Source organism: Pontibacter sp. GD7 (genome assembly GCF_058216375.1).
Genome location: NZ_JBYZMP010000002.1, coordinates 179,250 through 193,881, shown reverse-complemented (window position 1 = coordinate 193,881; position 14,632 = coordinate 179,250). Strand labels below are relative to the sequence as shown.

The window sequence follows — 14,632 nt, the reverse complement described above, 5'->3', positions numbered from 1 at the left end:
GATGTTATGCATGCATAAGGTGTGAAATGGTATACTTTGATGCTCTGTTTGCGTAAGTATGATTTTAATCAAAAGCCTCCTTGGGTTTCCGGGGGTGTTGTCGCAAATTGTTAACCTGTTTGGGTACTTTGTTCGCATTTATAAGTATATTTGACCTTTCATTAAAATTAAAACAATGATTACATCAGTAACCGCTTCCCGTGGAGAAGTCATCAAGTGGATGGAGGATTTCGTGAACGAAAAAATGAACGAGTTTCTTAAGTCCGTTGAAGACAGCTGGCAACCGGCAGATCTTTTGCCTGACGCTACCCTTGATACATTCTTTAGTGAGATTAAGGAACTGCGTGAGCGTGCCCGTGACCTGAGCTACGACCTGTTGGCCGTATTGGTAGGTGATACCATTACAGAGGAGGCACTGCCTACCTACGAAAGCTGGCTGATGACCATTGAAGGTTTACCAAGTGACCCTAACGGCCCCTGGATGCGCTGGAACCGTGCCTGGACTGCCGAGGAAAACCGCCATGGGGATGTACTGAACCGTTACTTATACTTGAGCGGCCGCATCAATATGCGTGAGATGGAAGCCTCTACGCAGTACCTGATCGCCGATGGTTTTGACCTGCAGACTGACAACGACCCTTACCGTTCGTTTGTTTATACCTCTTTCCAGGAAACTGCCACTAACCTATCGCACCGCCGTGTGGCACAGATAGCCAAGAAGCAGGGTGATAACATGCTGGCAAAGCTTTGTGGGCACGTGGCTTCCGATGAGGCAAGACACGCAAAAGCTTACAAGTCGTTTGTTGGAAAGATTTTCGAAGCTGACCCGAACGAGATGATGCTGGCCTTTGAAGACATGATGCGCAAAAAGATCGTAATGCCTGCCCACTACATGCGTGAGCTTGGTGTTGACCTGGGTAAGACGTTCGGCCACTTTACCGACGCGGCACAGCGTATCGGCGTTTATACTTCCTCAGACTACACCGACATTTTGGATGGTTTGATCAAAGAGTGGAGGATAGAGTCTATCACTGGCCTGAACGAAGCCGGAGAGCGTGCCCGTGACTACCTAATGGCACTGCCTGACCGTTTGAAGCGTATCGCTGAGCGTATGCGTGTACCACAACTAGAGTACAAATTCCGTTGGATCGACTAACATAAAGTATAAATTAATAGGAAAAGGGTTGGCAGTGCGCCAGCCCTTTTTTTATGGCCATTATTCCGAGGTTGCGTATACTTAACATATCCTGTCCTGAACTGTTATACCACTAAAACCTTATTCTTACCATGTCTTTAGGCTATCGATTTACAGAATATATTCCGCCACAGGATGATAAACCAGGCTTCGAGTCGCTGCTGAAGATTTTTATGCAACTGGTTACCATTACCTCCGGCGACGTTGGCGAGGCGCTTAACTGGCTTAGCTCCTTAGACAAACAGTATAACCTGACCGGCGACGAGTACGGCATCGGCGATTTTATAGAAGACCTGAAAAAGAAAGGCTACCTGGATGAAAAACCACAGGAAAAAGGGGCTTTTCAGCTGACTGCCAAGAGCGAGCAAAGTATACGCAAGAGTGCTTTGGAGGAGATTTTCGGCAAGCTAAAGAAAGGCACCAAGGGCAGCCATGCCACCCCGCACACCGGCATCGGCGACGAGGCCAGCACAGACCGCCGTGAGTACCGCTTCGGTGATGCTTTGGAGCAGATCTCCATGACAGACTCCATCCGGAACGCTCAAATCAACCACGGTATCGGGGATTTGTTGCTAACAGAGCAAGACCTGGAAGTAACCGAGACCGAGCACAAAACACAAGCTTCCACGGTGCTGATGATCGACATTTCGCACTCCATGATCCTGTATGGCGAGGACCGCATTACCCCGGCCAAAAAAGTAGCCATGGCACTGGCTGAGCTTGTAAAGCAGAAGTATCCTAAAGATACGCTGGATGTGATCGTGTTTGGCAACGATGCCTGGCAAATCGAAATAAAGGATCTGCCTTACCTGGAGGTGGGGCCCTACCATACCAACACCGTGGCCGGTCTGGAGTTGGCCATGGACATTCTGCGCAAACGCAAAACCCCAAACAAGCAGATCTTCATGATAACAGATGGTAAACCTACCTGCCTGAAAGAAGGGTTGCGCTACTACAAAAACAGCTTCGGGCTTGATAGAAAAGTAATAAATAAAACCTTGAACCTGGCTGCGCAGTGCCGTAGGCTAAAGATCCCGATCACGACTTTTATGATCGCTTCAGACCCATACTTGCAACAGTTCGTAGATGAGTTTACCAAAGTGAACAACGGACAGGCGTATTACAGCTCGCTTAAAGGTTTGGGCCACTTAGTGTTTAAAGATTACGGCCGCAATCGTAAGAAAACGTTTTAGATTTGGAGATTTAAAGATGAAAAGATGCTTCACTTTTTTAAAGTCTTAAGTGGTGTTTGGGGTATTACTTTCCAATAGAGAAGTATATTAATTTCCCTCTTGTAGACTAGCCTAAACGTGAGTTTTGAGCTAGCGAGCGTAGCTCTTAGGGGTGTGTTCACCTCAGCAAAGAAACAATTTAACAGCTATTCAACAATTCAATAAAGAGAATGCAGTACAAAGACATACCAGCTGAAAACTTACTAAAAATAAAAACGCTTGGCCAACTGAAGGCCGCTGGCTACGAGCCCCAAAGTGTAAAACAGGAGCTCCGCCATAATCTGATAAAAAAGCTGCAGGGCAAAGAAGAAATTTTTCCGGGAATCTGGGGCTATGAAGAAACGGTGATCCCGGATATGCAGCGGGCCATACTTTCGCAGCACCACATTAACCTGCTGGGTTTACGTGGGCAGGCCAAAACCCGTATCGCGCGCCAAATGATTGACCTGCTGGATGAGTATATACCCGTGGTGCAGGGCTCAGAGCTGAACGACGACCCACTGCAGCCACTATCGCGGTATGCGAATGATCTGATACATGAGCATGGCGATGATACGCCAATCAGCTGGCTGCACCGCTCCGACAGATATACTGAAAAGCTGGCAACGCCAGATGTTTCGGTGGCGGATTTGATAGGCGATGCTGACCCGATAAAAGCTGCTACCATGAAGCTGCCATACTCTGATGAACGGGTAATCCATTTCGGGCTGATTCCGCGTTCGCATCGGGGTATTTTTGTGATAAATGAGTTGCCGGATTTACAGGCTCGCATACAGGTGGCCTTATTCAATATTCTGCAAGAGGGCGATATACAGATTCGAGGCTTTAAAGTGCGCCTACCGCTGGATATTCAATTTGTATTCACGGCCAACCCCGAGGATTATACGAACCGGGGCTCCATTGTGACACCGTTAAAAGACCGCATCGACTCGCAGATCATCACGCATTACCCTAAAAACATAGAAACTGGCAAGAAAATTACCAGTCAGGAGGCCCGCATTAAAAACGAGCAGAAACAACTGGTGCAAACCAACGACATTATCGGTGACCTGATAGAGCAGGTTGCTTTTGAGGCACGTGAAAGCGAATACGTGGATGCTAAAAGTGGGGTATCGGCTCGTCTGACAATCTCTGCCTTCGAGAACCTGTTAAGCGCCGCCGAGCGCCGTGCTCTGCTGAATGGGGAAAGCAAAACATACATTAGGGTGTCTGATTTTCTGAACACAATACCATCCGTAACCGGTAAAGTGGAACTGGTGTATGAGGGTGAGCAGGAGGGAGCCGGACACGTGGCCCAGGTGTTGATGGGAAAAGCCATCAGAACGCAATTCCTCAAATACTTCCCCGACCCCGACAAAGCAAAAAAAGCAAAGGAAGGTAATACTTATAAAACCATCACGGACTGGTTCGGCGACGGCAATACGATAGATATTTTAAACGATGCCTCCGCAGCCGATTATAAAAAAGCCCTGTCTAAAGTGCCGGGCCTAAAAGAGCTTGTCGAGAAACACCAGCCAGATGCAAAAGGCGACGAAAAATTGTTTATGATGGAATTCGCATTACATGGTTTGGCCGAACACAGCCAACTAAGTAAAAACCGCCTGAGCACTGGATTGCAATTTAAAGATTTGCTTAGCGGCATGTTTAGTATGCCTACTTTCGGAGAGGAGGATGAGGAAGATTTTTAGGAGTTTGAGAGTTAGAAGGTTAAAGAGTTAGAGAGGTGTGCTTTGGTGCACCTTTTTCTTTAACTCGGCATACGGTTGTCATCCCCCTGCCCCCTTCAAAGGGGGACTTTTCAGCATACGATCAATACACCCCTGCGCCCCTCTCAAGAGGGGGAATTACCTCCCCTAGCCCCTCCTAAAAACAGGAGGGGGATTTCTGCAACAACCATTTTATACTTGCTTGCCAGTTGCAAAAGCCGCTGGCGAAGAAGTGTCGATCCCAGCCTTTGGGTTGAGCGCCTTGTAGCTGTTGCGGTGTCGAACGGAGTGAGGCAGCCGAAGCAGAGCGGAGGCAGCTTCAGGTACACAGCGCGATGCCAAAAGGCGAGGCCACGCGGCCTTGAGCGCACCAAAGCCAGAAGTAAAACGATAGGCAAGTAAAACTGAGGATAAACAGTTGTTAGATAAACAGGCAGAATAAAGAATTTATAATTATCCATGAGCGCCCTTTAGCATCAACTTATACTTCTGCCTAACCTACCATAAAATATAATCACTTCCTCTTCTCCCTGGCACGCTTCTCCATTGGCAGGATGCAGTAATAAACAAAGCGGTTAACGGGTACGGGTACATTATACTTTTCTGCTAACCTAATCACGGTGCCGTTTTGATATTCGATCTCAGAGGGCTTGCCTTCCCATACATCACGGGTAAGAGAGGCTGTGGAGTCTGGAGGAAGGGACTCGAAGTTGAGTATAGTTCTGGCGACGAAATCTGCCTCAATTTGTATACCTGCACGTTGGGCCAGGACGCAGACCTCGGTTAGTAACTCCACCATCAGGTGCCTTGTTTGGGGTAACTCCAACACCTGCCCGTATGTAGACCTGGTAACGGCAAGCAAGCTGCTTACGCAGATGCCGATAAACTTTTTCCAGAGCTCAGCCTGAATATTGGTGGCAACTTTGGCAAGTATACCGGCCTGTTCAAATACCTGCTGCAGCTTCTGGGTGCGGGTGGTAATTCGATTATCCAATTCACCGAAGATGATGATAGGCTCTACTCCAAAATGGTTGATCACACCCGGGGCCTCTATTTTGCTGATGATGCGGCACAGTCCGCCAAGTATACTTTGCTCAGGCAAAAACTCACCTAACTCCTCTGCAGCCAACACACCGTTTTGCATGGGAAGCACCATAGTATCAGGTGTAACGATGGGGGCAAGCTCTGCAGCGGTTTCTTTTACCTGCCAGGCCTTTACGCAAACCATTACCAGATCCACAGGCCCTATACTTTGGATGTCGTCTGTGGCATTTACTTTATCCAGTTTAAAGTCGCCCTTTATACTTTTAACAGTCAAGCCATTTTCCTGCATAGCCTGCAGGTGCTTTCCTCTTGCCAGAAAGGTAACATCGTGGCCGGCCAGTGCCAGTTTAGCGCCGAAATAACCGCCTACACCTCCGGTACCAATTATCGCAATCTTCATACTTATGCAAAATAAAACAGGGAGCCTGTAGCTCCCTGATTATACTTTATACTTATGAGTTTTTCTCTTTCACTTTTTTCTCAGCCAGCTTCAGGGCTTCGTAAGCATTTACCACACCCCCCGATGCCGACAGCGTTGAGAACTTAGTAAGTTTTTTCTCTTTCGGGTTTTCGGTTGGGTAGTATACTTTCAGCTTAGGATATTTAACCGACGACTGTAGCAGCACTTCTTTAAGCTCTTCCGCAGTCAGCTCAGGGTAATAAGACCACACCAAAGCCGCCACACCAGATACCACAGGGCTGGCAAAACTGGTGCCGTTCATCTTATCATACTTGTTGTCGGGGGCCAGTAGCACCAGGTCAACGCCAGGGGCAAAAAGGTCCACGTTCTTAACGCCATAGTTCGAGAAGTCACCTACAAAGGTCTTGTCCAGGTTTTTGGATGTGGCACCAACCTCCAGCCAGGTGCTGGCACGGGTGCCGTCCAGGAACTGCTTTGTCGGGAAGTTGTCGGCGTCGTCAATATTTTTACCGTCGTTACCAGCTGCATGCACCAAAAGCACATTTTTAGAGGCAGCATACTTTACAGCCTCGTCAACGAAGTGCTTTTCCGGTGAGAAATCCTTTCCAAAGCTCATATTGATGATGTTGGCACCATTGTCCACGGCATAGCGAATGGCCAATGCAATATCCTTGTCGCGTTCGTCACCGCTTGGTACAGCACGCAGGGCCATAATTTCCACATTCTCAGCAATGCCATCAATACCTATTCCATTGCCACGTAAGCCGGCAATTATACCTGAAACCGGTGTGCCATGGTCAGCTCTGGGGCCAATCACGTCGTTGTTGCCATACTTGTTGTCTGTGATGTCTTCGGGGTTGTCGGCTATGATAGATCTAGGGTTAAACTCCAGATTGAGATGGTAGTTCACAAACTTATCGATGTGCTCTTTATAACCTCTGAATGATTCCGGTGTGAAGCCCTGGCTATACTTTAGCAGTAGCCAATCCTTGGCTTTGTTTACTTCTGCATCTGAGCTAGAAATAGCTTTTAGCTCTTTTACGGTATAGGTATTCTTGCCCAGATGCTTGCCAATCACGGCCTCGCAATAATTAAGCACTTCACCAAAGCCATCCAGGTTAGCTTTTGTTTTAAGGCGGTCTTCCAACTCTTTTTCGTAATTTTTTCGGACAGTAACATAGGTATTGTACTCCTTCTGCTCTTTTTCAGAGAGACCCTGTGCAGACTTTACATTTTCATACTTGGGGGCATACTTGCGCAGCAGGCGCACATATTCGTAGGTTTCAAACTCAATGTTCTCGCCAGCAGCATTGCCTAGGTATCCCCAGCCGTGCACATCATCCACGTAACCATTGTTATCGTCGTCAAGGCCATTGCCAGCGATCTCTTTTTTATTTACCCAGATTCTGCCTTTTAGCTCTTCGTGGTTAATGTCGGTGCCGCTGTCGATTACGGCTACCACCACTTTCTTTTTAGGCTGTTTATCTACAAGCAGTTCGTTGTAGGCACGGTTTACGCTAACGCCGGGTACTTTGTCTTGTTTGACATCGAGGTTATACCAATTAAGGTAGGATTTATCTATTTCAGTTACTGACGATACGCCGCCATCCTGCGCAAAGGCAAGCGAGCCGGAAAGTAACAAAAGGGCAGCAGTTGCCTGCATGTTACGGAAGAGGTTTGCTTTCATGCTTTAGTTTTAAAATTTACAGGCTATAATAACAAAAATCGGGCAGATTTTCTTGCTGATCCACTCTGATTGTTAGAAATAAAATTCATCTTTGATAGAAAACCCACCTTATATAAAGAAGCTGTTTAGGGTTTTGGCTAAAAGAAATCGAACCCGCCATTGTTGGTGTTTTTCACCAACAATTTAAGGCACTGGCTATTATACTTGCTGGTGAGAACACGCAGCAAGGGCAGGCACTATGGATTTTAATAAACTCTAAACAGGCTCAATAGTTAAGAGTAATGCTGTCAACCTAAAGGATTAATTGTAATCTCAACCAGCAGGAGAGGTTTGAAACGTCTTACTACTATCCATCCTTTCAGATTTCTCACAGCTATGCTGGTCCCTTTCGCCTCTCGTCTAAGGCATGTTCGAAATAACTATAAATCTAACTTTATGACACCATCTAAATCTAGTGAAATTTCTATTCGGTTGCCTACAAAAACTGGGGTTACAAAACCTTAAAAAGTAAAGCACAGTAGCTTGGGGTATGGAACATCATGTGTCGATATGGCCTGTTTTGGTGCTGGCGTTAATTCATTTTTATGGAACACGGTTTCATTTTCTGACAGGCATACCTAGAAGTGTGTGGCTGTCAATCGCAGGAGGCGTGTCGGTGTCTTATGTGTTTCTGCACCTGTTTCCGGAGCTTAGTGAGGGGCAGGAGCACGTGGAGCAAAGATTTCCGGGGGAGGAGTTCCTAAGCCATCATATCTACATCATGGCCTTGGTTGGCCTCAGCTTTTTTTATGGCCTGGAACGATCAGTGGTTGCTTCCAAAAAAGAGGGATTAGAGAAAGAGGGCGAGAAAAAGCCACCTGCGCGAATCTTCTGGGTGCACATCTTGTCTTTTGGTATTTACAATGCATTGATCGGTTATATTCTTTTCCAGCGGGAGGAGGGACCGCTTACGCAGCTTTTGCTTTTCTCTACAGCCATGGCCCTGCACTTTATTGTAAATGATTTTGGTTTACATGAGCACCATCAGCGCAGGTATTCTAAGTATGGTCGCTGGCTTTTGGTGCTGGCGCTTGTGGCAGGCTGGGCAGTTGGTTATTTTATCGAGGTGTCCGAAACGATTATCTTTCTGCTGATTGCCTTTATTGGTGGCGGCGTTATTATGAATGTGCTGAAAGAGGAATTGCCCGAAGATCGCGAAAGCCGCTACTGGGCCTTCGCGCTGGGGGCTTTCCTGTATGCTATACTGTTGTTGTCTCTGTAATGGGCGGGTGCAGTTGGTTCTCAGTACGCGCCACCACCATCGATACCGTAGCATCGCCGGTTACGTTAACTACGGTGCGGCACATATCCAGAATACGATCAGGGGCAAGTATAAGCGCAATACCCTCAACTGGTATACCTGCCTGCTGCAGCACAATTACTAACATTACCGTGCCGGCACCCGGCACTGCAGCCGCCCCGATGGAGGCCAGCGTAGCCGTAAGTACAATACCTAATTGGGCCATAATATCCAGGTCGATGCCATAAGCCTGCGCAATAAATACGGCTGCCACGGCCTGGTAAAGGCTGGTACCATCCATGTTTATAGTGGCACCAAGCGGTAGCACAAAGCTGGTGATGTCTTTGTTGATGCCCAGGTTTTGCTCACAGCGTTCCATGGTTACGGGCAATGTGGCTGCGCTTGATGAGGTGGAGAAAGCCAGCAGCTGCGCCGGCAATATCCCATTGAAGAAGTCTTTATACTTTGTTTTGCCAACTGTGGTCACAAGTATAGGGTACACCACCGTGATCATCAGCGCTAGGCCAATAATTACCACAATGCAGTAGTAACCCAGTACCACGAGCAACTCCAGTGCGGCAGACGGGTCTTCGCCGGCAAACTCTACTACCAGGCCGGCCAGTAGTGCAAAAACACCGTAAGGCGCAAACTGCATAATAATATCCACTACTTTCAGGATGACCATGTTAACACCCTCAAAAAATGCATTGACGGGTGCGGCCTTGTCCGGAGGGATCATGATAAGGGCGATACCGAACAGCAGCGCAAAAAAGATCACCTGCAGCATGCTGCCATTGTCGGTCAGGGAGCGGAACACATTGTCGGGTACGATGTCTATGAGTGGTTGCAGGGGTCCCTGTTGCTCCACGGCGGCGGCATCGGTAAATTTTTGCGTGGTGGTTGCGGCAAACTGTTCTTTAAACTCGTCGCGTTTCTCTGGCGAGAAGGCTTTGCCCGGCTGGAAAACATTTACCAGTACAAGTCCCATGGTAACGGCAAGTACGGTTGTAGCCAGGTATATAGTAATGGTTTTAGAGCCAATGCGTGAAAGCTTGCTGATGTCGCTGAGGCTGGAAACACCAGTTATGAGCGACACTAAAACCAGCGGCACGGCGATCAGCTTTAGCAGGTTGATAAATATGGTTCCGAAGGGCTTGATCCAGTCGAGGGTGAAATCGACGATGCCGATAGAGCTGGCGAAGATTCCCCAAAGCACACCGAGGGTCATGCCGATGAGTATCTGCCAATGTAGTGCAAGTTTCTTCATGTTGCCTGAGTAGGAGCCGCACCAATAGCGACATCCGTTATAGTACGTGTAAACAGAATTTAGTGTGCCTGGTACCATAAAAGCCGGGGCGGGCATAGCAGAAATCCCCTATCAGGTACCGAACGGCCTTATGGTAAAATTAATCATAAATACTCAGGATTGGCCCTTAATGTTAGAAAGATGCCGTTATACCTGCTAAAAGTGCATTTACAGGAGCTGTGCAAAAGAACTTTAGACAAAGGATTAAAGGGTTGATTGGTGTGATTGATATAATTGCTCGTTGTTAGTTTTTGCTTTATACTTTAAGCTGGACTCATAATTATACTTGCTGTAAAGGCCAATAAAAAAAGCCGCTGTTAAAGCGGCTTTTTCTGATAAAGTATAGTTCCAATGTTATTTGCAGTTACTTCGAAATTCAAAACTCCAATAACGAATAACTAACAACTAACAACGAAAAATCTATTCCTCGTTTACTACGATCTTCTCGATCCTGTCGTTGGCTTTGATCTGGTCGATCACATCCAGGCCTTCCACCACTTTGCCGAAGCAAGTATGGTTGCGGTCTAAGTGTGATGTGTTTTTGCGGCTGTGGCAGATAAAGAACTGAGATCCGCCGGTGTTGCGGCCAGCGTGTGCCATGCTAAGCACACCACGGTCGTGGTACTGGTTTTCGCCGGTAAGTTCGCAATCGATCTTGTAGCCTGGTCCGCCTGTGCCCGGTACGCCTTTAGCACCTTCGCGTGAGTTAGGGCAGCCGCCCTGGATCACGAAATCAGGAATAACACGGTGAAACGTAAGGCCATCGTAGAAGCCTTTTTTAGCAAGATCTATAAAATTCTGTACTGTTTTTGGTGCGTCCTTTTCGTAGAACTCTACCTTCATGACACCCTTGCCAGTATGGATTTCTGCAGTTTTCATGGTTTATTCTTTTTGTGTAAAACAATCTTGATAACAAAAGTACGGATTTTCTAGTTTAAGAAGACTAACCGGCGCCACAACAGGAGCCCCTATCCGTGACAAAAATAAAACTAAACATCTATGAAAAAACTGAACATACTTGTATTACTGGGTGCATTTTGTTGCAGCGTAGCTTTGCAGGGCTGCGGCACCGACGAGGAACGGAAAAGAAACCCGTTGCAGGAAGAAACCAAGCCAAACCCCGGTTCGCAGCCTGATGCCAAAATGACCAACCCCAACACACCTGGCAGGCAGGCAAGCGAAGGAGCTGATGTGGTTGTCAACCCCGAGATCGGAGGGAAGGATGTGCTGCCATCACAAACGATTGTAGAAAACATTTACGTTTCGCCACGCCTTACCAACCTGGAATCTGCGTTGAAGCAGGCTGAACTTGTGAGAACACTTAGCGCAACCGGACCTTACACTATTTTTGCGCCGAATGATGAAGCCTTTGATGCCCTGCCTGACAACGTACTGGAAGACTTGATGAAGAATGAAAACAAGGCAAAGCTGGTAGCCATACTTAACAACCATGTGGTGGCTGGTTTACTAACCTCTAAAAACCTCCAGGATGGCACCATGCTGAAGACAGTAGGAGGTGAGCAGCTTACAGTTACCAAGCGCGATAACCAGATCATGATAAACGGAGCTGCCGTTACGGAGTCAGATGGCTTAAGTAAAAACGGCACCATCCATGTGATAGATAAAGTGCTTGTTCCGGCTAAGAAATAACAGCAAAATGAAAGTATAACAAAGGCGGCTCGAAGGGCCGCCTTTGCTGTTTGTATCAAAACGGGTTTGTTGCCCAAACTGCAAGTTCAGGTATAAATCCCCGGTTGTCCATCTCCAGAGTACTTTTTATAGCCCAGGCAATTTCCTCGCCGCGTAATTTATTGGGTTGCGTCTCGCGTTCCTCCCGGTCCGGGTTGCCAAAGGCGGTAGTCACCTCGCTTGGGTTGATCAGCATAACACGCACGTTGTGCCGGCGCAACTCTTTCTGCCAGCTCTGGGTCATACTTCTTAGTGCCGCCTTAGAAGAGGCATACACAGAACCGCCCTCGTAAGCATTGGTAGCAGCCGTAGAGCCAATGTTGATGATGTTGCCGTAGTTCTGTTTCTTAAAGATCTTTGCTGCCCTTGCTGCCATCATTGCTGCACCAAACACATTTACCCGATATACCCGCTCAAAGTCCTCCACTGTTAGTTCCTCCAGCGGTTTAGAAGTGCCGATGCCTGCATTGTTGATCAACACATCCAGTTTGCCATACTCTTCCATAAAGGTCTTGAAGGTACGTTTCACGTCTTCAGGGTTAGCCACGTCTGCGGTTATGGGCATAGCGCCTATGTCGCGGGCCGCTTTCAGTGTGCGTTTCTCGTCGCGGCCGGTAATGGCTACATTGGCTCCGCTTTCTATCAGTAGTTTTGCTGTGGCATGGCCGATGCCTAAAGTGCCACCCGTTATCAGGATGTTTGTGTTGTTGAGTTTCATAGTTTGATCTGAAGTATAAGCCTGTAACGGAAAGCCTTGGGAAGGGTTGAAGGTATTGGTTGGTGGTTGGACTCGGTACTGCAAAGAAAAAAGACGCAAAATATTGCGTCTCTACATTATTACTCCTTAACTCTCAAACTCTCTAACTCTCAAACTCTCACTTCCTATTATCCTGGCCATGCAGCATGCTCAGGTAGCTTTCGTAGCGGGTAAGTGATATCTCATTTTTACGCACGGCTTCTATTACAGCGCAGCCGGGTTCGTTAAAATGAGTGCAGTTGTTGAAGCGGCATTGGTTCAGGCGTTCGCGCATCTCCGGGAAGTAGTGGCCCAGTTCGGTTGCCGGAATATCCACAATGCCGAGTTCTTTTATACCTGGCGTGTCAATGATGAACGTATCTTCGTCAACCTCAAACATTTCGGCGAAGGTGGTGGTGTGCACGCCTTTGTCAGAGAAGTCGGAAATCTCAGAGGTCTTCAGTTCCAGGTCAGGTACGATCAGGTTAATGAGCGTGGACTTGCCTACACCGGAATGGCCCGAAAGGAGCGTGGTTTTGCCGTGCAGTAGTTCTTTCAGTTCTTCGATGCCTTCTTTGCTCTTAGCCGATACTGCTATACTTTGGTAGCCTATCTGCTCGTACATGTGGCTGATCTGGCGCTGGTAATCCCGCATCTCATCGTCATACATATCGGTTTTGTTAAACACCAGTATGGTCGGGATATCGTAAGCCTCGGCGGTTACCAGGAACCTGTCGATGAAGCCAAAGGAGGTGCGTGGCGAAACAAGCGTAACAATGAGTAGTGCCTGGTCTAAGTTGGCGGCTATGATGTGGGAGTAGGCAGTTTTGTGGGTGCTTTGCCGGATGATGTAGTTTTCGCGGTCCTGGATTTTGTGGATGACAGCAGTGTCTTCTCCAGCTTCTTCCAGGTCAAACTCCACCTTGTCGCCAACGGCAAGTGGATTGCTCACCTTCATGCCCTTCAGCTTAAACTTGCCGCGCAGACGGGCACGGTGTAACTTGCCTTCTTCATCGCGAAGCAGGTACCACGATCCCGTCGATTTAACTACAACTCCTTTCATGTATTTTGTTTAAGCAAAGCGCGGATGTCAGTCATAATTCTGGCAGTAGCGCCGGCTTGCTCTTGTACGTATGTTTTTTCTTTGCTGGTTATACTTTGGCGCAGCCCGGGTGTGGTATGTACCTGTTCAAATGCCTGCACCAACTCCTGGCTATTGTTTACCGGAAAAGCGCAGCCGAGTTCTACCAGGTCCCTGGCCTCCTGAAACTTCTCATACTTTGGCCCAAAAAACAGTGGCAAACCAAACACGGCAGCTTCCAGGGTGTTGTGCAGCCCTTTGCCAAATGCGCCGCCAATGTAGGCATAAGTGCCATAGCTGTAAAGCGCCGACAGCATGCCAATGTTATCGATCACCAGCACGTTATACTTTGCAGCATCTGTTTCAGAGGTTTTAGAAAACCGAACGGCTTCTTTGCCCAGGCTCTGCATTACAGCAGTTATACTTGCCTCGTTTACCTCGTGCGGCGCAATGATGAATTTTATACTTTGGCTACACTTCTGAATAAGCGGTAAAAGCACTTCTATGTCGGCGGGCCAACTACTGCCTACCATAAATACTTCTTTTCCTGCTGCAAAAGCCTCTACCAAAGGTATAGACTTTATACTTGCCGCAGTTTGCAGTACCCTGTCGAAGCGGGTATCGCCGGCTATGCTTGCCTGCTTTATGCCAATACGCTTCAGTAACTGTAGCGATTTTTTGTTTTGGGTATAAAGGTGCGTAAAGCGGCGCAGCATGTTGCGGTAAAATTCGCCGTATGGTTTAAAGAAAACCTGGTCTGGGCGAAAAATAGCGGAGATGGAAAGTATAGGTATGTTGCGCTGCTGCAGCTCCTGCAGGTAATAATGCCAAAACTCATACTTTACAAACACCGCCAGCTCTGGCTGGGTAATCTCCAGGAAACGTCTGGCATTGGTAGCGCTATCCAGGGGCAGGTAAAAAATGTAATCGGCACCTGCGTAGTTTTTCCGGATTTCGTAGCCGGAAGGTGAGAAGAAGGTGAGCAGGATCTTATACTTTGGATAAGCCTCCCGAAAAGCTTCCATCACCGGCCTGCCCTGTTCAAACTCCCCTAACGATGCACAATGGAACCACACCACCGGCGCCTGGCTACCCGCAAAAGCCTGCTGCAACCTCTCGAACTGCCGCTCTCGCCCCTGCCGCATCAGTTTGGCCTTCTCGTTAAACGGAGAGGCCAGCGCAATAGCCGCCTGGTAAGCTTTCAGTCCGATGTCGTAAAGTAACTTCAAATCTATACTTTGCTATCATACAAAGAC

At 47.8% G+C, this 14,632-nt stretch carries 12 protein-coding genes; 5 read left to right on the top strand and 7 right to left on the bottom strand.

Annotated elements, in window-relative coordinates:
• Positions 1-175: 175 nt before the first annotated feature.
• From AC4BAP_RS03905 to AC4BAP_RS03895, 3 genes are all read left to right on the top strand, one after another.
• Positions 176-1,156 carry an acyl-ACP desaturase gene (locus tag AC4BAP_RS03905; RefSeq protein ID WP_490581312.1) on the top strand — a complete coding sequence of 327 codons (981 nt, stop codon included), beginning with the start codon at positions 176-178 and terminating at the stop codon, positions 1,154-1,156.
• 131 nt (positions 1,157-1,287) lie between these two features.
• On the top strand, positions 1,288-2,388 hold the full coding sequence (locus AC4BAP_RS03900) for a vWA domain-containing protein (protein ID WP_490581311.1): 1,101 nt from the start codon (positions 1,288-1,290) through the stop codon (positions 2,386-2,388).
• A gap of 209 nt (positions 2,389-2,597) precedes the next feature.
• Positions 2,598-4,115: a sigma 54-interacting transcriptional regulator gene (locus AC4BAP_RS03895; RefSeq protein ID WP_490581310.1), complete on the top strand. Its 1,518-nt coding sequence runs from the start codon at positions 2,598-2,600 to the stop codon at positions 4,113-4,115.
• 532 nt (positions 4,116-4,647) lie between these two features.
• On the opposite strand, the gene AC4BAP_RS03890 is transcribed toward AC4BAP_RS03895, so the two are convergent.
• Together AC4BAP_RS03890 and AC4BAP_RS03885 are read right to left on the bottom strand one after the other, a co-directional pair.
• Entirely contained in the window at positions 4,648-5,577 is a 930-nt protein-coding gene (locus AC4BAP_RS03890; RefSeq protein WP_490581309.1) for a ketopantoate reductase family protein, read from the bottom strand.
• A 52-nt stretch (positions 5,578-5,629) separates the two neighbouring features.
• A complete protein-coding gene (locus tag AC4BAP_RS03885; protein WP_490581308.1) occupies positions 5,630-7,285 on the bottom strand; it encodes a S8 family peptidase in 1,656 nt (551 codons plus the stop codon).
• Positions 7,286-7,910: 625 nt separating this feature from the next.
• Between AC4BAP_RS03885 and AC4BAP_RS03880 the strand changes: the two genes are divergently transcribed.
• On the top strand, positions 7,911-8,546 hold the full coding sequence (locus tag AC4BAP_RS03880) for a hypothetical protein (protein ID WP_490581307.1): 636 nt from the start codon (positions 7,911-7,913) through the stop codon (positions 8,544-8,546).
• Here the strand turns inward: AC4BAP_RS03880 and AC4BAP_RS03875 are convergent.
• Both AC4BAP_RS03875 and AC4BAP_RS03870 read right to left on the bottom strand, forming a co-directional pair.
• Entirely contained in the window at positions 8,524-9,831 is a 1,308-nt protein-coding gene (locus AC4BAP_RS03875; RefSeq protein WP_490581306.1) for a dicarboxylate/amino acid:cation symporter, read from the bottom strand. The two genes, AC4BAP_RS03880 and AC4BAP_RS03875, sit on opposite strands and share 23 nt — an antisense overlap.
• Positions 9,832-10,290: 459 nt before the next feature.
• Entirely contained in the window at positions 10,291-10,749 is a 459-nt protein-coding gene (locus tag AC4BAP_RS03870) for a peptidylprolyl isomerase (protein WP_490581305.1), read from the bottom strand.
• Between the two features lie 120 nt (positions 10,750-10,869).
• On the opposite strand from AC4BAP_RS03870, the gene AC4BAP_RS03865 reads away from it, so the two are divergent.
• Complete coding sequence (locus AC4BAP_RS03865) at positions 10,870-11,520, top strand: fasciclin domain-containing protein (RefSeq protein ID WP_490581304.1); 651 nt, start codon at positions 10,870-10,872, stop codon at positions 11,518-11,520.
• 55 nt (positions 11,521-11,575) lie between these two features.
• On the opposite strand, the gene AC4BAP_RS03860 is transcribed toward AC4BAP_RS03865, so the two are convergent.
• The 3 genes from AC4BAP_RS03860 to AC4BAP_RS03850 all read right to left on the bottom strand — a co-directional run bounded on the left by AC4BAP_RS03860 (position 11,576) and on the right by AC4BAP_RS03850 (position 14,605).
• Positions 11,576-12,277, bottom strand: a complete 702-nt coding sequence (locus AC4BAP_RS03860; protein ID WP_490581303.1) for an SDR family oxidoreductase — start codon at positions 12,275-12,277, stop codon at positions 11,576-11,578.
• A 157-nt stretch (positions 12,278-12,434) separates the two neighbouring features.
• Positions 12,435-13,358 carry a ribosome small subunit-dependent GTPase A gene (gene rsgA, locus AC4BAP_RS03855; RefSeq protein ID WP_490581302.1) on the bottom strand — a complete coding sequence of 308 codons (924 nt, stop codon included), beginning with the start codon at positions 13,356-13,358 and terminating at the stop codon, positions 12,435-12,437.
• Positions 13,355-14,605, bottom strand: a complete 1,251-nt coding sequence (locus tag AC4BAP_RS03850) for a 3-deoxy-D-manno-octulosonic acid transferase (protein WP_490581301.1) — start codon at positions 14,603-14,605, stop codon at positions 13,355-13,357. The genes rsgA and AC4BAP_RS03850 overlap by 4 nt, the downstream gene beginning before the upstream one ends.
• Between the last annotated feature and the right edge of the window lie 27 nt (positions 14,606-14,632).

Excerpts from the sequence above, each read along its gene's own strand:
- AC4BAP_RS03890 (WP_490581309.1), bottom strand. The coding sequence starts at position 5,577 with ATGAAGATTGCGATAATTGGTACCGGAGGTGTAGGCGGTTATTTCGGC.
- rsgA (WP_490581302.1), bottom strand. The coding sequence starts at position 13,358 with ATGAAAGGAGTTGTAGTTAAATCGACGGGATCGTGGTACCTGCTTCGC.
- AC4BAP_RS03900 (WP_490581311.1), top strand. The coding sequence starts at position 1,288 with ATGTCTTTAGGCTATCGATTTACAGAATATATTCCGCCACAGGATGAT.
- AC4BAP_RS03895 (WP_490581310.1), top strand. The coding sequence starts at position 2,598 with ATGCAGTACAAAGACATACCAGCTGAAAACTTACTAAAAATAAAAACG.
- AC4BAP_RS03870 (WP_490581305.1), bottom strand. The coding sequence starts at position 10,749 with ATGAAAACTGCAGAAATCCATACTGGCAAGGGTGTCATGAAGGTAGAG.
- AC4BAP_RS03905 (WP_490581312.1), top strand. The coding sequence starts at position 176 with ATGATTACATCAGTAACCGCTTCCCGTGGAGAAGTCATCAAGTGGATG.
- AC4BAP_RS03860 (WP_490581303.1), bottom strand. The coding sequence starts at position 12,277 with ATGAAACTCAACAACACAAACATCCTGATAACGGGTGGCACTTTAGGC.
- AC4BAP_RS03875 (WP_490581306.1), bottom strand. The coding sequence starts at position 9,831 with ATGAAGAAACTTGCACTACATTGGCAGATACTCATCGGCATGACCCTC.
- AC4BAP_RS03865 (WP_490581304.1), top strand. The coding sequence starts at position 10,870 with ATGAAAAAACTGAACATACTTGTATTACTGGGTGCATTTTGTTGCAGC.
- AC4BAP_RS03885 (WP_490581308.1), bottom strand. The coding sequence starts at position 7,285 with ATGAAAGCAAACCTCTTCCGTAACATGCAGGCAACTGCTGCCCTTTTG.